The 21,434-nt window shown below is 68.4% G+C and carries 16 protein-coding genes, 2 pseudogenes and 1 riboswitch; of the genes and pseudogenes, 9 read left to right on the plus strand and 9 right to left on the minus strand.

Annotated features, from left to right (window positions below; genetic code table 11):
• The first annotated feature begins 191 nt into the window (after positions 1 to 191).
• Positions 192 to 1,856: an acid phosphatase gene (locus tag GQ57_RS04885; protein WP_034197259.1), complete on the plus strand. Its 1,665-nt coding sequence runs from the start codon at positions 192 to 194 to the stop codon at positions 1,854 to 1,856.
• A gap of 67 nt (positions 1,857 to 1,923) precedes the next feature.
• Here GQ57_RS04885 and GQ57_RS44230 read toward each other — a convergent pair.
• The 3 genes and pseudogenes from GQ57_RS44230 to GQ57_RS04895 form a co-directional block, all read right to left on the minus strand.
• Positions 1,924 to 2,193, minus strand: a pseudogene (locus tag GQ57_RS44230) (flavoprotein); the annotation flags it as partial.
• Between the two features lie 219 nt (positions 2,194 to 2,412).
• A complete protein-coding gene (locus GQ57_RS04890) occupies positions 2,413 to 4,278 on the minus strand; it encodes a phosphoenolpyruvate carboxykinase (GTP) (protein WP_034197260.1) in 1,866 nt (621 codons plus the stop codon).
• A 527-nt stretch (positions 4,279 to 4,805) separates the two neighbouring features.
• Positions 4,806 to 5,557, minus strand: a pseudogene (locus GQ57_RS04895) (SDR family oxidoreductase).
• 457 nt (positions 5,558 to 6,014) lie between these two features.
• Between GQ57_RS04895 and GQ57_RS43265 the strand changes: the two are divergent.
• Positions 6,015 to 7,736, plus strand: a complete 1,722-nt coding sequence (locus tag GQ57_RS43265) for a DarT ssDNA thymidine ADP-ribosyltransferase family protein (RefSeq protein ID WP_200880651.1) — start codon at positions 6,015 to 6,017, stop codon at positions 7,734 to 7,736.
• A gap of 4 nt (positions 7,737 to 7,740) precedes the next feature.
• Positions 7,741 to 8,439, plus strand: coding sequence for a DarT1-associated NADAR antitoxin family protein (locus GQ57_RS04905; RefSeq protein WP_034197261.1), 699 nt, complete (start codon positions 7,741 to 7,743; stop codon positions 8,437 to 8,439).
• A gap of 120 nt (positions 8,440 to 8,559) precedes the next feature.
• Here GQ57_RS04905 and GQ57_RS04910 read toward each other — a convergent pair whose 3' ends face one another.
• The 4 genes from GQ57_RS04910 to GQ57_RS04930 all read right to left on the minus strand — a co-directional run bounded on the left by GQ57_RS04910 (position 8,560) and on the right by GQ57_RS04930 (position 13,264).
• Complete coding sequence (locus tag GQ57_RS04910; RefSeq protein ID WP_235215020.1) at positions 8,560 to 9,546, minus strand: alpha/beta hydrolase; 987 nt, start codon at positions 9,544 to 9,546, stop codon at positions 8,560 to 8,562.
• A gap of 62 nt (positions 9,547 to 9,608) precedes the next feature.
• On the minus strand, positions 9,609 to 10,391 hold the full coding sequence (locus tag GQ57_RS04915; RefSeq protein ID WP_152603193.1) for a hypothetical protein: 783 nt from the start codon (positions 10,389 to 10,391) through the stop codon (positions 9,609 to 9,611).
• Positions 10,392 to 10,607: 216 nt separating this feature from the next.
• The gene (locus tag GQ57_RS04920; protein WP_152603194.1) at positions 10,608 to 12,041 is read right to left on the minus strand and encodes a hypothetical protein; all 1,434 of its coding nucleotides are present in this window, start codon (positions 12,039 to 12,041) and stop codon (positions 10,608 to 10,610) included.
• A 458-nt stretch (positions 12,042 to 12,499) separates the two neighbouring features.
• A complete protein-coding gene (locus tag GQ57_RS04930) occupies positions 12,500 to 13,264 on the minus strand; it encodes an alpha/beta fold hydrolase (RefSeq protein WP_034197265.1) in 765 nt (254 codons plus the stop codon).
• 87 nt (positions 13,265 to 13,351) lie between these two features.
• On the opposite strand from GQ57_RS04930, the gene GQ57_RS04935 reads away from it, so the two are divergent.
• A complete protein-coding gene (locus GQ57_RS04935) occupies positions 13,352 to 13,831 on the plus strand; it encodes an NUDIX hydrolase (RefSeq protein WP_235212626.1) in 480 nt (159 codons plus the stop codon).
• Positions 13,832 to 13,976: 145 nt separating this feature from the next.
• Here GQ57_RS04935 and GQ57_RS04940 read toward each other — a convergent pair whose 3' ends face one another.
• Positions 13,977 to 14,486 carry a hypothetical protein gene (locus GQ57_RS04940; RefSeq protein WP_034197266.1) on the minus strand — a complete coding sequence of 170 codons (510 nt, stop codon included), beginning with the start codon at positions 14,484 to 14,486 and terminating at the stop codon, positions 13,977 to 13,979.
• A gap of 249 nt (positions 14,487 to 14,735) precedes the next feature.
• Here GQ57_RS04940 and GQ57_RS04945 point away from each other — a divergent pair, with 249 nt between their 5' ends.
• The 4 genes from GQ57_RS04945 (at position 14,736) to GQ57_RS04960 (ending at position 17,348) form a co-directional block, all read left to right on the plus strand.
• Positions 14,736 to 15,251: a YbaK/prolyl-tRNA synthetase associated domain-containing protein gene (locus tag GQ57_RS04945; protein ID WP_034197267.1), complete on the plus strand. Its 516-nt coding sequence runs from the start codon at positions 14,736 to 14,738 to the stop codon at positions 15,249 to 15,251.
• A 56-nt stretch (positions 15,252 to 15,307) separates the two neighbouring features.
• The gene (locus tag GQ57_RS04950) at positions 15,308 to 15,946 is read left to right on the plus strand and encodes a helix-turn-helix transcriptional regulator (RefSeq protein WP_031397545.1); all 639 of its coding nucleotides are present in this window, start codon (positions 15,308 to 15,310) and stop codon (positions 15,944 to 15,946) included.
• A 61-nt stretch (positions 15,947 to 16,007) separates the two neighbouring features.
• Positions 16,008 to 16,982, plus strand: coding sequence for a threo-3-hydroxy-L-aspartate ammonia-lyase (locus GQ57_RS04955; protein ID WP_034197268.1), 975 nt, complete (start codon positions 16,008 to 16,010; stop codon positions 16,980 to 16,982).
• A 117-nt stretch (positions 16,983 to 17,099) separates the two neighbouring features.
• Positions 17,100 to 17,348, plus strand: coding sequence for a hypothetical protein (locus GQ57_RS04960; RefSeq protein ID WP_031397547.1), 249 nt, complete (start codon positions 17,100 to 17,102; stop codon positions 17,346 to 17,348).
• A gap of 34 nt (positions 17,349 to 17,382) precedes the next feature.
• On the opposite strand, the gene GQ57_RS04965 is transcribed toward GQ57_RS04960, so the two are convergent.
• Positions 17,383 to 18,225 carry an SDR family NAD(P)-dependent oxidoreductase gene (locus GQ57_RS04965; protein WP_034197269.1) on the minus strand — a complete coding sequence of 281 codons (843 nt, stop codon included), beginning with the start codon at positions 18,223 to 18,225 and terminating at the stop codon, positions 17,383 to 17,385.
• Positions 18,226 to 18,628: 403 nt separating this feature from the next.
• Positions 18,629 to 18,821, plus strand: a riboswitch (cobalamin riboswitch).
• Between the two features lie 339 nt (positions 18,822 to 19,160).
• Between GQ57_RS04965 and GQ57_RS04975 the strand changes: the two genes are divergently transcribed.
• Complete coding sequence (locus tag GQ57_RS04975; protein ID WP_031397550.1) at positions 19,161 to 21,089, plus strand: TonB-dependent receptor domain-containing protein; 1,929 nt, start codon at positions 19,161 to 19,163, stop codon at positions 21,087 to 21,089.
• The last annotated feature ends 345 nt before the right edge of the window (positions 21,090 to 21,434 follow it).

Genomic DNA, 21,434 nt, shown 5'->3' on the forward strand with positions numbered 1-21,434 from the left:
GGCTTTCGCCGACGCCGCCCGCCGCGTTATAGTCGCGTTCGTGACAGTTTCATGACAACCGCGCCGCCTGCGCTTTTGCGCAACGCAGGCCGTTGCATTCCGTCCCGCATCGCGGCAGCCTGAGCGGCATCGCCGCGCATCGAACGAAACCGAACGAAATCGCCCACCCGCCCATTCGAGGAGCCCACGACGTGAACGACACCCCCGATCGCCCCGACGACCTTCCCGCCGACCCCGACCGCCGCCGCGTGCTCGGCGGCCTCGCCGCGCTCGGAGCGGGCGTCGCGCTCGCCGGCTGTGAAACGACGGCGGCCACCGCGCCGCGCTCCGCCGCCGACCTGCGCATCGACGAGGCGTTGCGCCAGCGCGTGCGCCACATCGTCGTGATCTACGCGGAGAACCGCAGCTTCGCGAACCTGTACGGCGATTTCCCGGGCGTGCGCCATCCGTTGAGCGAGGTGCGCCCCGAACACGCGCTGCAGCTCGATCGCGACGGCAAGACGCCGCTGCCCGTGCTGCCGAAGATCTGGGGCGGCCTCGTGCCGCAGGCGCAGGAAGTGGACGGCAAGCGCTACGCGATCGCCGAGCGCGACATCGACAAGCTGCCGAACGCGCCGTTCCGCGTCTCCGACGCGCAGGGCAAGCCGCTGCCGAACGGCGTGATCACGCGCGACCTGTGGCACCGCTTCTATCAGAACCAGATGCAGATCGCCGCCGGCCGCAACGACCAGTTCGCCGCGTGGGCCGATTCCGGCGGCCTCGTGATGGGGCATTACCGCAATTCGGCCGACACGCTGCGGCTGTGGAACCTCGCGCGCCAGTACACGCTGTGCGACAACTTCTTCATGGCGGCCTTCGGCGGCTCGTGGCTGAACCACATGTACCTGATTTCGGCGCAGCCGCCGCTGTATCCGGACGCGCACAAGCATCCGCATGCGGGCAAGCTGCTGTCGAAGGTCGAGGGCGACGATCCGGCCGGCACGCGGCTGAAGCTCGCCGACGATTCGCCTGCGTCCGCGCTCGACGGCCCGCCGAAGTTCGCGGGCGACGGCCCGCTGACGCCCGACGGCTACGGCGTCAACACGATGGCGCCGCCATACCAGCCGAGCTACGTGCCGCCGGCCGACCCGGGCAACGCCGCCTATGCGGACCCGGACGATATCCGCGTGATCCCGCCGCAGGGCCATGCGACGATCGGCGACCGCCTGTCGGAGAAGAACGTCGACTGGGCGTGGTACAGCGGCGCGTGGCAGTACGCGCTCGAGCATCGCGACACGGGCACGGTGCCCGATTTCCAGTACCACCACCAGCCGTTCAACTACTTCGTGAACTACGCGCCGGGCACCGATGCGCGCCGCCGGCACCTGCGCGACGCGGGGCTCGGCGACACGCCGTCGACCAACCATCTCATCGCCGACATCGACGCGGGCCGCCTGCCGGCGGTCACGTTCTACAAGCCGCAAGGCAACCTTAACATGCACGCGGGCTACGCGGACATCGAATCGGGCGACCGCCACATCGCGACCGTGATCGACCATATCCGGCGCGGGCCGCAGTGGGAACACACCGTGATCGTCATGACCCACGACGAGAACGGCGGCTGGTGGGATCACGTCGCGCCGCCGGTCGGCGATCGCTGGGGCCCCGGCTCGCGGATTCCCGCACTGGTGATCTCGCCGTTCGCGAAGCAGGGTTTCGTCGATCACACGCTGTACGACACGAACTCGATCCTGCGCTTCATCAGCCGCGTGCACGGGCTCGCGCCGCTCGACGGCGTGGTCGCGCGCAACAACGCGTTCGCCGCGCGCGGCGCGACGCCGCCGGGCGACCTGACGAACGCGCTCGATCTCGGCTGACGGCCGGTCGGCCGCCTGCCGTCGACGCCCCGGGCAATCCGCAGGATCGCCCGGGGCGTTGTCGTTTCTTGCAGGGCAGGCCCTGCGCGACGAGCCGGTCGTGATGCGCGAGGCGCTCGTTCGCGTAGAGGCGCACCTTCGTCTCGTCGACATCGCGGCCGCCGGCGAGCATCAGGTAGCGGTACAGATCCTCGGTGGCGTCGTGAAAGCCGGCCTGCCGCTGCGCGGGCGGGCCGCCGCTGCCGCCGAGGTAGATCTCGCCGCCCGACAGCGCGCTCGTGCCGCCGTAGCTCGACGCGCGTTCGACGATCAGCGTGTCCGCGCCGGCGTGCGCGCGACACGGGGCGCGGCAACGTCGTGTCGTACGAGCCCGATCCGGCGGATATCGCGCTGCTGCGCTACCGGCGCGGCGACGTGCAGCGCGCGGTCGACGCAGTCGTCGCGCAATGCCTCGCGCAGTAGGCGCAGGCGAACGGCACGCGCGTGCCGCGAATGCAGAACGCCCCGCCGCCGGCGAGCGAGGCCGGCGGCGGGGCGTCAGGGTCGCTGCGATCCGTCAGGCGTCGATGCGCTGCGCGATCTTCTGCATCGTGTCGGTCATTTCGGCCGGCAGGCGCAGCTTCAGCATGTCGAACAGCGCGGCGTGCAGCTTCAGCTCCTCGCGCCATTCGTCCGCATTCATCGAGGTCACCGCGTCGAACTGCTCGCGCGTGAAGTCGAGCCCGTCCCAGTGCAGGTCGTCGTATGCGGGCGACACGCCGAACGCATGCTCGCCGCCGCCGCCCGTGCCTTCGAGGCGGTCGAGCATCCACTTCAGCACGCGCATGTTCTCGCCGAAGCCCGGCCATACGAACTTGCCGTTCGCATCCTTGCGGAACCAGTTCACGCAGTAGATCTTCGGCAACGTCGCGCCCGCGCCTTCGAGCTGCTTGCCGAGCGTCAGCCAGTGCGCGAAATAATCGCTGACGTTGTAGCCGCAGAACGGCAGCATCGCGAACGGATCGCGGCGCACGACGCCCTGCTGGCCGACCGCCGCGGCGGTCGTCTCCGAGCCCATCGTCGCGGCCATGTACACGCCCTCGACCCAGTCGCGCGCCTCGGTCACGAGCGGCACGGTCGTCGAACGGCGGCCGCCGAAGATGAACGCGTCGATCGGCACGCCGGCCGGGTTCTCCCATTCGCCGTCGATCGACGGGCACTGCGCGGCCGGCGCGGTGAAGCGCGAGTTCGGATGCGCGGCCTTGCGGCCCGTTTCCTTCGCGATGTCCGGCGTCCACGGGTTGCCCTGCCAGTCGGTCAGCTTCGCGGGCGGCGTGTCGGTCAGCCCTTCCCACCACACGTCGCCGTCTTCCGTCAGCGCGACGTTCGTGAAGATCACGTTCTCCCTGAGCGTCGAGATCGCGTTCGGGTTGGTCTTCTCGCCGGTGCCCGGCGCGACGCCGAAGAAGCCGGCTTCCGGGTTGATCGCATACAGGCGGCCGTCGCGGCCCGGCTTCAGCCACGCGATGTCGTCGCCGATCGTCGTGACCTTCCAGCCGTCGAAGCCCTGCGGCGGAATCAGCATCGCGAAGTTGGTCTTGCCGCAGGCCGACGGGAACGCGGCCGCGACGTGATACTTCTTGCCCGCCGGCGACGTGACGCCGAGGATCAGCATGTGCTCGGCGAGCCAGCCCTGGTCGCGGCCCATCGTCGACGCGATGCGCAGCGCGAAGCACTTCTTGCCGAGCAGCGCGTTGCCGCCGTAGCCCGAGCCGAAGCTCCAGATCTCGCGCGTCTCGGGGAAATGCACGATGTACTTGACCGGGTTGCACGGCCACGGCACGTCCTGCTGGCCGGCTTCGAGCGGATGGCCGACGCTGTGCACGCACGGCACGAATTCGCCGCTCTCGCCGAGCACGTCGTACACGTCGCGGCCCATGCGCGTCATGATCCGCATGTTCACCGCGACGTAGGGGCTGTCGGACAGTTCGACGCCGACGTGCGCGATCGGCGAGCCGAGCGGGCCCATCGAGAACGGCACGACGTACAGCGTGCGGCCGCGCATCGCACCGCGGAACAGCCCGTTGAGCGTCTCGCGCATTTCGGCGGGCTCGATCCAGTTGTTGGTCGGGCCGACGTCGTCGCGCGAAGCCGCGCAGATGAACGTGCGATCCTCGACCCGCGCGACGTCCGACGGATCGGATTGCGCCAGATACGAGTTCGGGCGCTTGGCCGGGTTCAGGCGCTTGAGCGTGCCCTGGTCGACCATCGCCTGGCACAGTGCGTCGTTTTCCTCCTGCGAACCGTCGCACCACACGACGCGCTCGGGCTCCGTGAGTGCCGCGATGCGCGACACCCACTCGATCAGCCTGCGATGTTTGACGAAGGACGGTGGAGCGATCAGCGGGCCGTGTGTGGCTTCGGCCAGATTGTTTTGCGACATGAGGATGTCTCCGGATTTATTGGGCTGGGATGGGGATGCGGGGCGAGGCCCGCAAGACGGGGAATGCGATCGGCACGCAGGTCGCAACGACGCGCAACGCGGAGCACGCGGGCTGTGCGCGTGTCGATGCCGCGATGCGGGCGAGAGGATGTGATGTCTCGTTAGAAGATGCGAACGCGAGTTTCGCCATGCATGCAACCTGCCGTACAACTTCCATGCGGGCCAGCATACCATCGCCGTTATTCGGCCAACGTTGCGTTGCAGCAAGAAACGACGCGATCGGCGCACCGGCGCGCCGGGTGCGCGCGCGTCTTTTTTACAGTGCCGTCGCGCGCGCTTTGGGGACGAAACGGCCAGGACGGCCGTCCGGCAAGGGTTTCGCGAATGCGGAAAATCTGCCCGCTCGCGCCCGCACGCCGCCGGCGCGAACGCGCGCGCCGCGAATTCACGTTTTCGCTACTCAGGCAAACCCTGAATTAGGTTGCGCACACAAACATCTGACGTGAACGTGCGACGTACGCCCCTGCTCAAAACAGCGCCCCCGGCAATCCGGGGTAATACGCGCCCGCCGCCATCCCGCCGTCGACGGCCAGCTCGGCGCCGTTGCAGTACGACGCTTCGTCGCTCGCGAGGAACAGCGTCGCGCGTGCAATCTCGTCCGACAGGCCGACGCGCTGCAGCGGCACGTTCGCGCAGTGCCTGTTGATTTCCTCGAGCGGCGCGCCGGTGGGGTTCGACATCGCGGTGTTGACGCCGCCCGGGTGGACCGAATTCACGCGCACGCCCTGGTGGCCCAGTTCGAGCGCCGCGACCTTCGTCAGTCCGCGCACGCCCCATTTGCTCGATACGTACGCGGCCAGCGCGTTCACGCCGCGCAGCCCGTCCACCGACGAGATGTTGACGATCGAGCCGCGCTTGCGCGCGATCATGTGCGGCGCGATCGTGCGGATTCCGAAGAAGGTGCCGTCGAGGTTGATCGACACCGCGCGTTCGAAATCGTTTCGACAGCTCCGCGATGCCGCCGAACGTCAGCACGGCCAGGTTGTTGACCAGCACGTCGATGCGGCCGAACGCTCGATCGTCGCATCCGTCACGCGCGCCCAGCCCGCTTCGTCCGCGCCGCGTCGCCGAGTTCGCGCGCGAGCGCTTCGCGCGGCGCGTCGAGCACGTCGCCGATCACGACGCGCGCGCCCTCCGCGACGAACAGCCTGCATGTCGCCGCGCCCATGCCGCGTGCGCCGCCCGTGACGATTGCCACCTTGCCTTCCAGTCGCCCCATGTCGTCCTCCGTTCGATTCCGGTTTGCCGGCCGCCACGCGTTCGCGTGCGCGCCGGCGTCATGACGGGGCGCGGCCCGCGCCGCACCCCGTCGGTTCGCTGCATCAGCCCCGGTGAGCCTGCCCGCCGTCGAGCGACAACGGCGCGCCCGTCACGCGCGCGACCTTGCCGTTCAGCTCGCCCATGCGCACGCTTCAGGCGACGATCGCCGGATGGGCCTGCCGGGCCACATGACGGCCTTCCCGGCAACGACGACCGTTCGCCGTCCGTGTCGCGTCACCGGCACGCATGAATTCCCGCCATCTTCCTCTATACTGCTGCGCGCGCGATAAACCAGGGCCACATCACACCGGTGTCTCGCGCCAGACAGTCACGGCATGCGCGACCGACACGCCCGCAACAACCCCGGGCCGGCACGCATTTCTCTCCTGAACGATCCTTCTCTTCCGGGACAAGACGTGTTGATCCTGCTATATCAGCTCCTGATTGTTGCAACCCTGGGCATCGTGAGACTCGTTGCCCCGAAGCGGCTTGCGGCAGCCAGCCTGATCTGGTCGGCGTTGACGGTCTTCAATCTGTTCTGGCCTCCGCTGATCGCCTTGCAGCTGATCGTGATCTGGGTCGCCTATGCGTTCTTCAAATCCGGCGAAGCCTCGCCGCAACAGACCCGCCAACCGTCGCCGGCGCCCGCCGCGCCGACCGCGCCGACCGCGCCGGTAAGGCCCGCTTCCCCGCCAGCCACGAAACCGGGCGGGCGGGCGTCCGGCCCCGTCGATATTCCCGGAAAGACCCTCTTCTCGCCGGAAACGATCGACCCGGCCATCTCGATTCGCCCGGCCCCCGCGGCACCGCCGGCCGGCATGATCGACCGGTTCGCCGCGTTCGTCGGCATCGAGGCGGCGGCCCAGCAGGCCGCCGCGCCGCTGGTACGGGCATGCGGCATCGAACGGGTCTATCTCGAGGTTTGCCTCGAAAGCGCGTCCCGTCGCCTGAAACTGGAGCGCGAGCTGGCGTCGCGCGGCGAGGCATGCCGGCAGCAGTACCGGCAAAGCTACGAGCAGCTCATCGGCTTGCTGAAGGAGCACGAGGGCGAGCCGGTGGCGGAGCCGCCGGACCCGCCGGTCGTGTGCGTGAATCTCGCACAACGGCCGATCCATCCGGACGGATCGATCGATGCGGCCATACAACGCAGAGTCGATGCGGCGGTCGACGACTACGCGCAATTCCTGGCCACGCTGTCGCAAAACCTGAAGCAACCCGGCCTGAGGGCAAGCTTCGAACAGGAAATGATCGACGCGGGCCAGACCGACCTGCTGGCGCGCGTTCAACGCTTCGAGGCGGGACTCGACTGGCGCGGCCTCGCGCCTTCCGAAACGATCGACGACACGCCCTCGCACGCACCGCTCGCACCGCACGCCGGCACCGTCGGAACCCGGCCGACGACGCCGGCGCGCCCCGTGCCGGCCAGCGCCGATGCCGGCGATCCGGTTGCGCTGCTGGACAGCGCGCCGGCCGCCCCGGCCACACCCGTCGACGATGCATCGCGCCGCGCGATCGAGGCGCTGGCAGGCACGCTGCAGATTCCGATGCTCACGCATTTCACCCGCGCATCGAATCTCGATTCGATCCTGCGGCATGGCTTGTGTTCGCGGGTCAAAGCCGCCGAATCGGGCGTCGCGCCCGCCGTCAACGACGGCCTGCGCCTGGACGGCCGCCGCGACGGCGTCTCGCTTTCGATCGCATTCCCCAATCACCGGATGTTCTTCAAGTACCGCCAAACGAACCCCGACGAACGCTGGGTCGTGCTCGGCATCCATCCCGCCGTCCTCTGGCAAAAGCCCTGCGGCTTTTGCCGGCGCAACGCGGCGGATCATCGGATCAGGACGCTCCCCCGTTCGCAACTGACGGGGATCGACGCCTTTCGCGGCATGTTCGAGCCGCTCGACGATCTTCCGGGCCGCGCCGATCAGAACCTGCTCGCGTTCGATCCGACCGATCCGCAGGCGGAGGTACTGGTGTTCGACGTCATCGAACCGGAATACATCGAAGCCATTGCGTTCGACAGTCACGAAACGATGCAGGCGCTGTCCGCGCTGCTCGACGGACGCAATGTCACCCTGTTCGAACCCGATTCCGGGCCGTTCTCCTCGCGCGGCTATCAACGTAACGGAGCAAGGTAATTCCATGGCGCAGCGCCCCATTTTCATACCGAACCCCGAAGGGCCGTCGCTCGTTCGAACGGTCGACGTCGAGTTCGAATGGTTCCCCGGCCTGTCCGTCACGCAGAAGCAGCGTTCGATCGACGCGCTCCACGCCGCCGGCCGGCAGGCCGCGGGCGTCGCGGACATCCTGGAAATCTCGAGTAAATCGCGCGCGCAACTGGGCGTGGCCTTGAGCGCTTTCAATCTCGGACTCCGTGCGCCCGGACGCGACGACACGACGAGCGTGGAGTGCGCGTTTCAAGGCAGCAAGGTGTTCGAGAATGGCGGCCCGTATACGGACATGCTCGCCATGTCGTCGCTCGACGCGAAGCGCGACCGACGGCTCAGGGATTCCGGACGCCTCGTCGCTTTCCGGTTCATGAACGAGGACTGGCCGCTGGAGCCCCGTACGGCGTTCTACGACTGGCTCTTCATCACGGCCTTGATGCAGCACCCTGAACGCGCTTCCCGGCTATGCGCCTATTCCGCGTTTACCGACATCGAGTTCAATCCGGCGCGCTCGATCAATTGCCAGGCGTACTCCACCGCGCTGTTCGTCGCGCTGCATGCGCGCGGGAAGCTCACGGCGTCCGGCCTGGACAGAAACGCGTTTCTCGCCCTGCTCGCGGCTCACCCGCCCGTCGATCGCGACGCGGACGCGGGCCAGCCTTCGCTGTTCTGACGCCGCCCCGCCGACGATTGCCCATCGTTGCGGAAGCCGGCGAGCACGACGCCGGGCGCGGCCGTGCGGCACGCCTGCGGATGAAGGCCCGCCCGGCGGGCGAACCGGCTTCGACCGGAGCTAGCGCCGGCTCGCCGTCGAGCCGTGCACGAACGTCGCAACGGCCTCCACGACACCGTCCGCCAGCGGCAGGTCCGGGGCCGAATACGCGGCGATGTTGTCGTGCAGATCCGCCGTGCGGACTGTCTTGAGGACGTGATTGGCATCGGCGATCAGCGCCATTTCGGCACGCGGATTGGCGCGCAGCAGAAGCTCGGCGTCCTGCACCGCAACCTGGATGTCCCGCGTCCCCTGCACGACGAGCACCGGCTTCATGCAGCCGGCCATCAGCGCGGCCGGATCGACGGTCAGCCCGCTCATCAGGAAGCGCTGGACCGACGGCCTGAACAGCGGCATGAGTGCCGGGTCGATGCCGGCCGCGTCGACCCGCTTCCCGGCTTCCAGGGAGTCGAGGATCGACATGGCATGGTCCAGGATCGGGGCATTGGCCGGGTTCGCCTGCAGTTGCTGCCTCAATACCTGCCCCAACGGGCGTCCCGGCGTGGCGACCAGGATCAGGCCGGCGATGTCGGCCGCGTGCCGCGCCGCCAGCAACGCCACCAGCCCGCCCTCGCTGTGCCCCAGCAGCCAGACGCCGGAGGCGCCCGTGCGCGCCCGGATCGCGGCAACCCACGCATGGATGTCGGCCGCGTAGTCGTCGAGCGTGACGTCATCGGCATCCGGTACGGCCGAGGCGCTGCCGTACATGCCGCGCTTGTCGATCCGGACCGACGCGATACCCCGGTCGAACAATCCTTCCGCGAGCAACCGGCAGGTCGACGCCTGCAGGCCGTTCGGCCCGTTGCCATGCCTGTCGGTCGGGCCCGAGCCCGGTACGATCAGTACGACCGGCGCGTCGCCGATGTCCGGGGACAAGAACGTGCCCTTCAGCGGGCCCGCGGGCCCCGGTGCTTCGATATCCAGTTGCATGACTTGCAAACGCCCTCCCTGACAAACGTCCATGATTCTGTCACTCCCGTTGCATGCGGGACCGTCGACGCGATTCACGATGCCCGTCGCGGGCAGCGCTCGCGACGATGCGACAGGCTCACCCGCGCCGCAGCCGAAGGTCAGCGCGAGTCGCCGTCGAAGCGACGCGGCTGATAAGTGTTCCCGTTCCAGGTGAAACGCGCGGACTTGCCCGACGCAGCCTTGCCCTTCGGGCGCACCAGAAGGTCGTAGTGGCCATTGGTCGTGCGCGGGCTGAACGACAGCACGTAATGAACCTCCGCCGTGTTTTCCGCATCGCATGCATCCTGCCCGGCATCGCCCCGCGCCTTGCCCTTTCCGGCCGCCTCCTTCATGCACTCCGCGACGCCGTCCTTGTCGTAGGTCGACCAGTCGGTGGTCGCGGTGAAGACGGGCGTCACACGCGCGTCGGCATAGCGGTACAGGCTCAGGATCCCGGTCGTATCGCTATGCGACGTGGACGTGTAGTTGTTGTTGAAGCGCACGCCGAAAGCGGTTTCCTGCGCGCTGATCCGGTAGGGAATGACATCCATCGTCAGGAATGCATTCCACAGCATCGGGGAGGTATCGACACGCTCGCTTCGATCGCTCGCGAGCAGGCGGAATCCTTGCGCGTCGCGGGTCAGGACGCCCGTCCACAACGCCGCGTCGGCGTCGTCGGCCGGGCGCTGCACCAATGCGGCCACGACCCACAGCGGACCGGACGTCGACGGCCCGTGCGTCCACGTCGACAGCGCGACATCCTGGACACTCTCCGCCGGCGCCGGGTCGTTGCCCATCAGCGCACGCAACGCGGCCTGCTGCTGATCCTTGTCGTTCACGTCGCCCGCTGCGAACGTGCCATGCGCGGCGAGCGCCAGCACGAGCGCCAGCGCCGTTCGCACGCAAAAGCGGCCTGTCTTCCCCGTTGCGTGGCCCGGGCATTGACGCTCCGGGGATGATTCTTCACCGCATTTTTCCAGCGTGCCGATCAGCATTGCCCGTGTACTCCACGTCGAAATGTTTTTCTCAACCGGTTGCAAGGATACCAACGACGTCCTGTATCGGGCCGCCGGACAAGCGCGGCGTTGCTTGTCGTCCGTCTGCGCGTCCTCGGTGCATCAATCGGCGCAGGTCCATCGGGTTTCTTCGACATCGAAGCGGAATCGCAATGGATCGGTCGAGGGAATCGGAAAAGCGGAGGGCACGTGGCCCAGATCCGACCACCCATATCCGGACGTTCGAATATACGAACGCGGCAGGCCGGCGTGCCCGGCCGATGGATAGTCATGGCACGACCACACTCGATACATGCGCCTGTTCTCGAACAGGAAATGCGCCAGTTGTCGTTCCTCGATGTCCCGCAAGGCGACATTGAGATCGCGCCCGGCGCCGCCCGCGTCACCCGATCCGCGCTCCGACCGGACGACCTCGCCATCGACCACACGTATTTCCCAGAAGTTGCCCAGAGCCGCTTGGGCGATCGGGACGGGGCCGAAGGATATCCAGATCATGTTCGCGATGGCGCGCAGCCTTGCGAGATCGCTCGGCGCCAGCACGATGTTCGAGCGATGCGTGATCCCGGACTGCACCTCGCCTCCGCGGGACACAAGCGCGAATTTGATCACGGACAACGTGCCGATGTCGAAGTCGACGAGCGTCGTCGTCGTTCCCCCGAGCCCGCCGCTGGTCCAGGTGACCCCATGACGCACCCCCTTGAACGGCCCCTCTTCCGGCGTGGAATACGGCGCGCAATTCGCAACGCACGTCTGCCCGGCGGCACGCGATCCGATGGCCGTTGCGGACGCCAACGACACCGTTGCCGGCCGACGTGCGTCGACCGCACGCAAGTAGCGCTCGAACGTATCGGCCTCGGCCGAAAACTGACGCTCGATACGACTCTGCTCGAGAATCCTTCTGCCCGGATCCCCGATGCTCAATGCCATGGCGACGCGACTCGCGGCGTTCCCGGACGCGCTATTGATCTGGTAGCGGCGCTGGGCGAATTCACCATAGGTCAGCTTCCGTTGCGAGAGGCTCGCGGTCAGCCGGCGGATCTTCGCCTCGACAATACCGGCGAACGCCGCGCCCTGCAGCGTCGCCGACTGCGCCATCGGCGTCAGCTCCGGCGACGTCAGGTCGATCTCATGCTCCTGCTTGATGCACGCGTCACGCAGTGCGCTCCATTTCTCGATCAGGGGCACGTCAGCCCGCGTCGGGAAGATGTCGAGCATGGCGTAGGGATACGGCGCGGGTATCGCCGGATCGTGAAAGATCTCGATCTTGTCGCAGATCGGATTCAACTCCGGCGTGGCCAGGGTGGCCGCGCACGCGTTGCGCAATGCGTCGATCCGCGCGTTGATCCGGTTGTATCCGTCGGCAGCCCGCTCGGACGCGCGCGCGGCGGCCGAAACGGGTTGCACCGTCGACGCCTGCCCGGTTCCGGTCGCCGTTGCCGTCGACGGCGTCGCGCAGGCCGAACCGGATACGCAACCGGACAGGGATTGGGTCGATACCGGGTGAAAGGCATGGCAACCACTCAGCAGCGCGGTCACGGCCCATGTCGCGGTTCGTCTTCTCATCGTGCGGTCCTTCACGCGGCCCCTCGCGGAAAGCCGGTGTATTTCAAGCGCAATCGGCCGGCACGGGCTCGCCCCGTGTCTGCCAGTCGCCCACGATCTTCGTTATCTACGGCGCTCCGGACGTCTGCGCCAGCCCGACTGCCTCTGGCCGCTCCCCGCGCAATCGCCCCGGGCAACCGGGGACGCTCGTCAGCGCAAAGGCGGCAAGAAGCAATCCGGCCGTGTACAGCGGCCGCCGCGCGGACGAACCCGTTCTTTCGCGAGACGGCTCGACACCGTCGCGATCATGCCGGCACCGATACGGACGACGTTCCGTCCCATCCGGAGCGAACGCCCGTGACGGCATACGCATGGCAGATGCCCCACGAGACAACAGCACGCGCGCCCCGTATCCGCACCGTCCTCGTCACGGGTTGACTCGATGGTTCCGGCTATTCGAGCGCTTGCCGAATCGCCGCGGCCAGCCCGGCCGGATTCTCCCACGCCATCGAATGCCCGGCATTTTCCACGATGGCAACGCTCACCCCGTCCATCGGAAGACGCGCGGTATCGACGTCGGGCAACGAGTGCGCGCCGAAGACGACGGTTCTCGGCATCGTCATCGAACGGAGCTGCTCGCGCCAGCCGGGCTCGCTGCCCGCGATGAGCGACACCGCGCTTCGATGCACCGCGTACGGCGCGCTGGCCGACAGCGAAGCGGCCCAGATATCGCTGCCGCCGGCCGCGGATTCGGCGATCAGCGCCGCGTGCCCGGTTTGCACGTACTCCGCCTCGGTCATCGCCGCGATCTTTCTGCTGAAAAATCCGCCGCCGGCATCCAGGTTGGGCTCGCCGAGCACGAGACGACGTACCCGCTCGCCGAGCAGCGCCGCTGCCGAGATGGCCACGGCGCCCCCCATGCTGTGCCCGAACAGGTCCAGCGACGGCAGCGCCAGATGATCGGCCAGCGCCGCGAGCGTGCTTGCGTGCTCCTGCACCGTGTAGGAAAAATCCGCCGGGCGATCGCTGAATCCGAATCCGAGCAAATCGACCAGCACCCGCCGACGCCCCGACAAAGCGGGCATCGCCACGACGTCCGGATAGTCGCAGGAGGACGCGCACCCGATGCCGTGCACGAAGAGCACCGGAACGCCCTGCCCGGGGAGATCGTGATATCGGAGCCCCCACCGGCCGTTCCTGACGGCAAAAGTCTTCATGTTCGATGTTCCCCTTGAGTTGCGGCTTCCGCGCGTACCGCGCCGTCTTTGCCGGCGTGCGCGACAGATGCCTGTATCGAATCGGGCATGCGCGTGAGCAGCGCTGACTCTACACTGACGGATCCGCTTCCGCCCAATGGCTCCAGCATGGCCTCGCCCGCTCCCTTCAGTGGTTCGAAAATCGCGCTCTTCAACGATCGCGACCTGCTCGTCTATCGGCGCGACGACAAGCCCGACATACCGTTTCCCGGCCTGTGGGACCTGCCCGGCGGCGGCCGGGAAGGCGACGAGACGCCCGTGGCATGCGCCCTCCGCGAGCTGCACGAGGAATTCGGGCTGACGATTCCGGAGAGCCGGATCGGGTGGTCCAGGATGTATCCGTCGAGCCGTCAGGACCGCCTGCCGCACTGGTTTTTCGCCGGCCAGCTGAGCGCTGCGGATATCGCCGCGATCCGTTTCGGCAACGAAGGCCAGGAATGGGCGCTGATGGATGTCGACGCGTATCTGCGCCTCGCCGACGGAATCGTGCACTTGCAGGCGCGCGTGGCCGAATACCTGGGGCGTTGACGGCGTGTACGCCGGCGCGTTGCGGAGGCGTGCGCCCGTCGTTGCCCCGCGACGGCCGTTCGACGATCCGGACCTCGCGACGCAAGCGGCTACGCGGCGGTGCAGCCTGCGGCGCGCGCGCGCCCCGGCGGACGAGTAAACCGCATCAGCGCGCGTCCAGCCACGCCATGAATGCGTCGAGCACCTCCGGCGTCATGTCGAGCAGGGCCTCGGCGAGCTTCGGCTGCCCTTTCGCCGTTGCCACGGCCGCGAGCATGCCGGTCACCAGCGCCTCGTCGCACGCGCGTTCGGACGCGGTCGCGACCAGCGACGGCAGCCGCGCGAGCGCCGAGAAATAGGCGGATTCCAGGTCGGCCGGAACGGCGACCGCGTGCCTGATACGGCAAATCTCGACCCACGCCGGAAACTGAAAGTACGCATGGTCGGCGACGTCGGGCGCGGATGCGAGCGCCTGCACGACGTAAGGAACCGCGGCAAACGACGCATCGTAGACGTCGCCCTGATGCGCCAGGGCGCTCCATAGCGTGAACCATGGCTCGGCATCGTGCGCCGAGGCCGGCGCACCGTCGAGCTGCCTCAAGAGGGCGGGAATGTCGGCGGCGTTGCCGTACGCGTGCCTGAGTTGTGCCCAGCGAGGGCTGTCGAGACCGATCATCGCGCGATTCCTTACATGCGTTCGGGATGCCGCTGCGCGGGCACGCTTTCCTGTCGCGGCGTCATGCGGAACCCGAACCATAGCACCCGACGCCGCGGACGAAACGGGCGCGGCCTCGCCTCCCGCCCTCCCGCTCCTTTCCCACGCCACCGACAAAACGTCTATAATTGGACATTCCATCGACCAGCCCGCCGATTCGCCCGACTCGGCACCTGCCTCGATGCCCTTGCCACGCCGGCCCGGAGCGACATGAGCGACTACCCCGTTTTCGACACGCTTTGCGATCTGCTGAATACGTCCGGTGCACGGTTCCGCGTGCTCGAGCATCCGGCCGAAGGCAAATGCGACGCGATCGCCGCGCTGCGCGGCACGCGCCCCGAACAGGGCGCGAAGGCGATGCTCTGCACGTTCAAGGACGGCGGCGACGCCACCGCGCTCGCCGTGATTCCCGGCCACCTGAAGATCGATTTCCGCAAGGTCGCCGCTGCCGTCGGGCGACGCAAGGCGACGCTCGCGCCGCCCGACCTGGCGGCCGCCGTCACGCGCTGCGTGATGGGCGCCGTGCCGCCGTTCGCGCTCGATGCCGGCATCACGCTCGTCGTCGATCCCGCGCTGGTCGAGCGCAACGCCGAGATCGCGTTCAACGCGGGCCGCCTCGACCGCTCGGTCGTGCTCGACGCGACCGACTACCTGCGGATCGCGCGCCCGCTGCTCGCCGACATCACGCGGCCGGAAACGGCTGACGGCCAGGCCCCCGCCGATTGACCGTTTCCCGCAGCCGTCGCATCGCTCCGCAACCCGAACCCGAACCTGAATCCGCCATGACCGCCTCCCGCAAAAAAGCGCCGTCCGAACAGGCGTCGCTGATCGAACAGGTACAGCGCATCGCCGAAGGGCTCGGCGCGATGTTCGCGCCGTTCACGGAGGTCGTGGTCCACGACCTGCGCACGCCGGAGCACGCGATCCTCGCGATCCACAACAACCTGTCCGGACGCGCGGTCGGCGATCCCGCGACCGAGCTCGGCCTCGCCCGCATCGCGGACGACGACTTCCCGCCCGTGCTCGCGAACTACCCGAACCGCTTCGCCGACGGCCGCACCGCGAAAAGCACGTCGATCGGCATCAAGGATTCGAGCGGCCGCTACGTGGCCGCCCTGTGCCTGAATGCCGACGTCACGCTGTTCCGCGGCTTCCAGGGCATGCTGAACCAGTTCTGCCGCACCGACGGCGAAGCCGTCGCCGACACGCTCGACCCGGCCGGCGCGGATGCGATCCGGCAGCGCATCGACGCATTCGCGATGCGCCTCGCAACGACGCCGCGCGAACTGAAGACCGAGCAGCGCCGCGAGCTGATGCAGACGCTGAAAACCGACGGCTTCCTCGAGGTGCGGCGCGCAATGGAGATCGTGTCGCAACATCTCGGCGTGTCGCGCGCGACGGTCTACAACGACGCGAAATGATGCCCGCGCCGCGTGCGCGCGGCGCGCCCGTTCACTTGACCTTTCCGACCCTCGAACGATCATGAACTCTCCGACCCTCCCCACTTACGACGATGTCGCCGCCGCCGCGGCCCGGCTCGAAGGCCATGCGCACCGCACGCCGGTCATGACGTCGCGGACGATCGACGAAGCGCTCGGCGCGCAGGTGTTCTTCAAATGCGAGAACCTGCAGCGCATGGGCGCCTTCAAGTTCCGCGGCGCCTTCAACGCGCTGTCGCGCTTCGACGCGACGCAGCGGCGCCACGGCGTCGTCGCGTTCTCGTCCGGCAACCATGCGCAGGCCGTCGCGCTGTCGGCGCGCATCCTCGGCATCCCCGCGACGATCGTGATGCCGCAGGACGCGCCGGCCGCGAAGATGGCGGCGACGCGCGGCTACGGCGGCAACGTCGTGACCTACGACCGCTACACCGAGGATCGCGAGCAGATCGGGCGCGATCTCGCCGAGCGGCACGGGTTCACGCTGATCCCGCCCTACGATCACGCGGACGTGATCGCCGGCCAGGGCACCGCCGCCAAGGAATTGATCGACGAAGTCGGCCCGCTCGACGCGGTGTTCACGCCGCTCGGCGGCGGCGGGCTGCTGTCGGGCACCGCGCTCGCCACGCGGGCGCTGTCGCCGCAGGCAACGCTGTACGGCGTCGAGCCGGAGGCGGGCAACGACGGTCAGCAATCGTTCCGCTCCGGGGCGATCGTGCATATCGACACGCCGCGCACGATCGCCGACGGCGCGCAGACGCAGCACCTCGGTCAACTGACGTTCGCGATCATCCGCCGCGACGTCGACGACATCCTGACCGCGACGGACGCGGAACTGGTCGACTGCATGCGCTTCTTCGCGACGCGCATGAAGATCGTGGTCGAACCGACCGGCTGCCTGTCGTTCGCGGCCGTGCGCCGGATGAAGGACGCGCTGCGGGGCAAGCGCGTCGGCGTCGTGATCAGCGGCGGCAACGTCGATCTCGAGAACTTCTGCAGCCTGGTGTCGGCCCCGGCCTGAGCGCAGCGGCGCGCGGAAAGATGCCGTCATCCGCGCGCCGTCGCGACTTGCCGTCGCGTTAAGTTTGGCGCCCTAGACTGAATAGGTTGTCCCGCAGTCAGTCGTGAAGGAGCCACCATGAATACGCACGCGATCGTCGCCGCCGCCCTGGCGGCCGCCTCTCTTACGGCGTTCGCTCAACCGGGCGCGACGTTCACCGGTTTTCCCTCGACATCGCCGCACGACCCCGCCGCGCAGGCCGCGCACCGTTCGCCCGGCGCGTTGCCGCGCGCCGGCATCGTGCTCGCGAAGATCGATCAGAACAATACGCCGCCCGATCGCGGCGACGACCCGGGCGGCCGCACGCACGCCGGCTCGCACATGTGACGGCGCGCGCCGGGCGCCGCTGCCGCGCCCGGCCTCAGAACGACGGCAGCGACGGATCGCGGGCGGCGAGGATCGCGTCGGTGCGCCGCTGCAGCGCGCCGTCGATCGTCTCCGGTTGCGGGATCAGCCAGTAGCGCTCCTCCCGGACGCCGTCGAACACGCGCTCGGCGAATGCGTCGGGCGTGAGGCCGTGCGCGTTCAGCATCGCGCGCATCGTGTCGACGAAGCCGCGCACCTCGGGCCGGTCGTGCGCGGTGCCGAACGGATCGTCGAAGATGCCCGAGTGCATGGGGCCCGGTGCGAGCAGCGACACGCCGACCGGCGCGCCGAGCATCTTCAGTTCGCCGTACAGCGATTCGGTCAGCGCGACCACCGCGAATTTCGTCGCCGAATACGGCGTCATCAACGGGCTCGGCAGGAATCCGCCCACCGATGCGGTGTTCACGACCCGCGCGGGCAGGTTGCGCTCGAGCATGCGCGGCACGAAGCTGCGGATCCCGTTCAGCACGCCGTGCACGTTGATCGCGAAGCTGCGCTCGAAGCGTTCCGGCGTGATTTCCCAGCTGAAGCCGGTGGCCATCACGCCCGCGTTGTTGAACAGCAGGTCCGCGCCGCCGAAGCGCTGCCAGGCCGCGGCCGCCAGCGCGTCGACGGCTTCCGGGCAACTGACGTCGGTCGGCACGCACAAGGTGTCGGTGTCGGTGTCGGTGTCGGTGTCGAGCGTCGCGGCGAATGCGTCGAGCTTCGCCGCGTCGAGATCGGCCAGCACGACGCGCATGCCGAGGGCGGCCGCGCGGCGTGCGAGCCCGCTGCCGATGCCGCTGGCCGCGCCGGTGATCACGGCGGTGCCGCCGTCGAAGCGAATCGTTTTCGTCATGTCGGTCGGAGTCCTGTCGGGTCGATGAAGGAAGCCGTGCGCGCGGGCCGTTCGGCCCGCGATATCCGCAGCAACATGCAACACCCGCCTCGTGTCCGCCTCGCCTGTTTGAACGAGATCGGGCGCCCGCGCCGCCAGCGCGACCCGGGCCAGCCGGTCGCACGGATCGCCGCGCACCCCGGGTTCGGCGGCGAGAAGGCGTTCCGCCGCGCGTTCGCCCGGTGGACGGGTGTCGCGCCGAGCCGGTTCCGGTGCGACCGAACGGCGGCGAACCGCCCCGTTTCGTCAGACATGAAAGGCGGCGGCGACGCACGATGAACAGGATTCCAACCGTTTTTTCCGGCAATGACGTTTTTTCGCACCCCTGCGCAACCGGACAATTGACGCGCCGGCGCGCCCGCCATTACCCTTGCGCGCTGATGGTTCCCGGAAACGGGATCAAATGGGAACGCAGGAGAGGCGGCGCCTCGAATCTGCGGCTGCCCCCGCAACTGTGAGCGGCGAATCCGTGCCACCGCATGCCACTGGGAAACCGGGAAGGCCGGCACGCATCGCGACCCGCGAGCCAGGAGACCTGCCATCGACCCGAGGTCCAAGCAGCCGCACCGGGCGGGGTGTCCCGATGCGCCAGGCGCCGCCGCTGGCGGTCGCCCGTTGCATGGACGGCCCGACCTCAGGATCTGCCCGATGTCCTCCGTTACCGCATCCGCTTGCGCGCCGCAAGCGTCGCACCGGCCCGCCGCCGGCGCGCACGCCCCGCCCGCGCGCCGTGCCATGTCGATCGCGTCCGCCGGCCCGCGCCGCGCCGACGCCCGCGACAGCAGCCTGACCGGCCCGGTCGCGCGATAACCCGCCCGATCACCGATAACAAAACCGGCGCTGCCCGCCGCCCGTTCCCGGTCGCCCACGCGCAGCCCGACAACAACGACAGCCTCATGAAGATTCGACACCTCCTTGCCACGTCCGCCGCGACCGCCCTGCTCTCGCCCGCCGCGCACGCCGCCGGCGACCTCGCGGCCTCGCCGACGGCCCCCGCCGCCGACGCCACCGACCTGCCGGCGATCACCGTGACCGACACGCGGCGGCTGCCCGAGTCGTTCGACCAGCGCTATGCGACGACCCAGGTGCTCACGCGCACCGATCTCGACCGGCTGTCGCCGAGCGACCCGAGCATCACCGAGGCGCTCGCGACGCTGCCCGGCGTGACCGTGTCGCAGAACGGCGGCCCGGGTTCGTCCGCGTCGGTCAGCATCCGCGGTTCGTCGGCAAGCCAGGTCGCCGTGTTCATCGACGGCATCCGGATCGGCTCGTCGACCACCGGCATCGCGCCGTGGTCGGATCTGCCGACTGAAGCGTTCGAACGCGTCGAGGTGATCTCGGGGCCGGCCGCCGCGTCGTTCGGCGCCAATGCGATGGGCGGCGTCGTGCAGCTCTTCACGCGCCGCGCCTCCAACCAGCCGAACCAGACGACCGTCTCGTTCGGCGGCGGGTCGAACAAGACCTTCGACACGCAGCTGCGCACCTCGGGCACGGTGCCGTCGACCGGGCCGCTCGCCGCGCTCGGCGGGCTCACCTACTCGCTGGGCCTGCACTCGTACAACACGGCCGGCATCGATGCGACGCAGCCCGTGCTGCCGTACCACGAGGCCGGCCGCAACCCGTACCACGCGCAGGATCTCGATGCGCGGCTCGGCTATGCGCGCGACAACTGGTCGATCTCGACGTTCGCGCTGTATCACCGGTCCGATCTGTCCTTCGACAACATCGGCTACGCAGACCGCCAGCTCGATCATCAGCTGACGACCGGTATCGCGTTCCACCTCGACATCACGCCCGACACGCAGTTCGACCAGTCGTTCGGTTATTCGAACGATCGCCAGTTCCTCTACGCAAGCAATCCGGCCGTCCCGACCGACCAGATCAATTCGCAGCGCATCAGCACGTCGACGTCGCTGACCCATCAGGAACGCGGCTTCCACCTGTTCGGCCTGCCGCTGTCGGGCGAGACCAAGCTGGCCTACGATTTCACGCGCGAGCAGGCGTTCCTGCCGATCGACATTCCAACCGGCGTGCCCACGCGCAACGATTCCGCGTTTTCGCTGCATCAGTCGGCAACGCTCGGCCCCGTGACCCTGTTCCTCGCGGGCCGTCACGAGATCATCGCCGGGCAGTCGGTGAACACCGGCAACGCCGCGCTGTCGTGGGCGATCACGCCGGTCTACACGGCGCGCGTGTCGTACGGCAACGGGTTCCGCCTGCCGACGTTCAACGACCTGTACTACCCCGGCTACGGCAATCCGAACCTCAGTCCGGAACGCAATACGTCGGTCGAGGCCGCGATCGACGCGAACACGTCGTACGGCACGTTCACGGCCGCGATCTACGACACGCGGATCACCAACCTGATCGCGTACAACCCGCTGACCTATTCGCCGATCAACATCGGCCGTGCGCATGTCAGCGGGCTCGACCTGTCGTACAAGGGGACGATCGGCAACTCGACGCCGGTGAGCCTCGCGGTCGGGCTCCTGAATCCGCAGGACGAGACCAACGACTCCTGGCTGAACCGCCGGCCGCGCCAGACGGTCAGCCTGAGCATCGACCACACGTGGGACGAGCTGCACCTGCACGCGCTGAGCACGGGCGCGTCGCTGCTCTACGGCGGCACGACGTTCGACGATCCGGCGAACATGACCTATCTGCCGTCGTATCTGACGGTGGGCCTGCGTGCGTCGTACCGGATCAATTCGCACCTGACGGTGTCGGCCACGCTGTCGAACCTGTTCGATCGCCAGTACGTGACCGCGTACGGTTACAACACGCTGGGGCGTACCGCGTTCGGGAAGATCAGCTATACGTTCTGACGCGTCGATGAAGAAGCCTTGGCGCGGCGCGGCAAGGCTTCGAACGGACAGCGGCCGCGCTGTCCGCCGCACGCGCCGGCCCGGCCAGGGTTTCGCCGCGGAAAACCGGAAGAACGCAACCCTGGCCCATCCTGCTCCCGCTCGACGACGTCGACAGGCGAAATGCCGAACTCGGCACGCCGACGAGCGTCGAACCCACCATCATCGTCGAAACACGTTGCGACGCCGTCCGGGGCGACCGGCCTGAACGCCCCGAACGCCCGGTCCCGACACGACGCACGCACTGCCGGGCCGTCGAGGCCGGAGAACCCTGCTGGACATTTGCTCCGTCAGGCCGTACGGTGG

This window comes from Burkholderia sp. MSh2 (assembly GCF_000731655.1).
GTDB lineage: Bacteria > Pseudomonadota > Gammaproteobacteria > Burkholderiales > Burkholderiaceae > Burkholderia > Burkholderia paludis.

What these genes read in the sequence shown, in the direction of transcription:
- GQ57_RS04960 (WP_031397547.1), top strand. Translation starts at nt 17,100, where the DNA reads ATGAATACGCACGCGATCGTCGCCGCCGCCCTGGCGGCCGCCTCTCTT.
- GQ57_RS04950 (WP_031397545.1), top strand. Translation starts at nt 15,308, where the DNA reads ATGACCGCCTCCCGCAAAAAAGCGCCGTCCGAACAGGCGTCGCTGATC.
- GQ57_RS04955 (WP_034197268.1), top strand. Translation starts at nt 16,008, where the DNA reads ATGAACTCTCCGACCCTCCCCACTTACGACGATGTCGCCGCCGCCGCG.
- GQ57_RS04890 (WP_034197260.1), bottom strand. Translation starts at nt 4,278, where the DNA reads ATGTCGCAAAACAATCTGGCCGAAGCCACACACGGCCCGCTGATCGCT.
- GQ57_RS04940 (WP_034197266.1), bottom strand. Translation starts at nt 14,486, where the DNA reads ATGATCGGTCTCGACAGCCCTCGCTGGGCACAACTCAGGCACGCGTAC.
- GQ57_RS04935 (WP_235212626.1), top strand. Translation starts at nt 13,352, where the DNA reads ATGCGCGTGAGCAGCGCTGACTCTACACTGACGGATCCGCTTCCGCCC.
- GQ57_RS04945 (WP_034197267.1), top strand. Translation starts at nt 14,736, where the DNA reads ATGAGCGACTACCCCGTTTTCGACACGCTTTGCGATCTGCTGAATACG.
- GQ57_RS04975 (WP_031397550.1), top strand. Translation starts at nt 19,161, where the DNA reads ATGAAGATTCGACACCTCCTTGCCACGTCCGCCGCGACCGCCCTGCTC.
- GQ57_RS04930 (WP_034197265.1), bottom strand. Translation starts at nt 13,264, where the DNA reads ATGAAGACTTTTGCCGTCAGGAACGGCCGGTGGGGGCTCCGATATCAC.
- GQ57_RS04905 (WP_034197261.1), top strand. Translation starts at nt 7,741, where the DNA reads ATGGCGCAGCGCCCCATTTTCATACCGAACCCCGAAGGGCCGTCGCTC.
- GQ57_RS04965 (WP_034197269.1), bottom strand. Translation starts at nt 18,225, where the DNA reads ATGACGAAAACGATTCGCTTCGACGGCGGCACCGCCGTGATCACCGGC.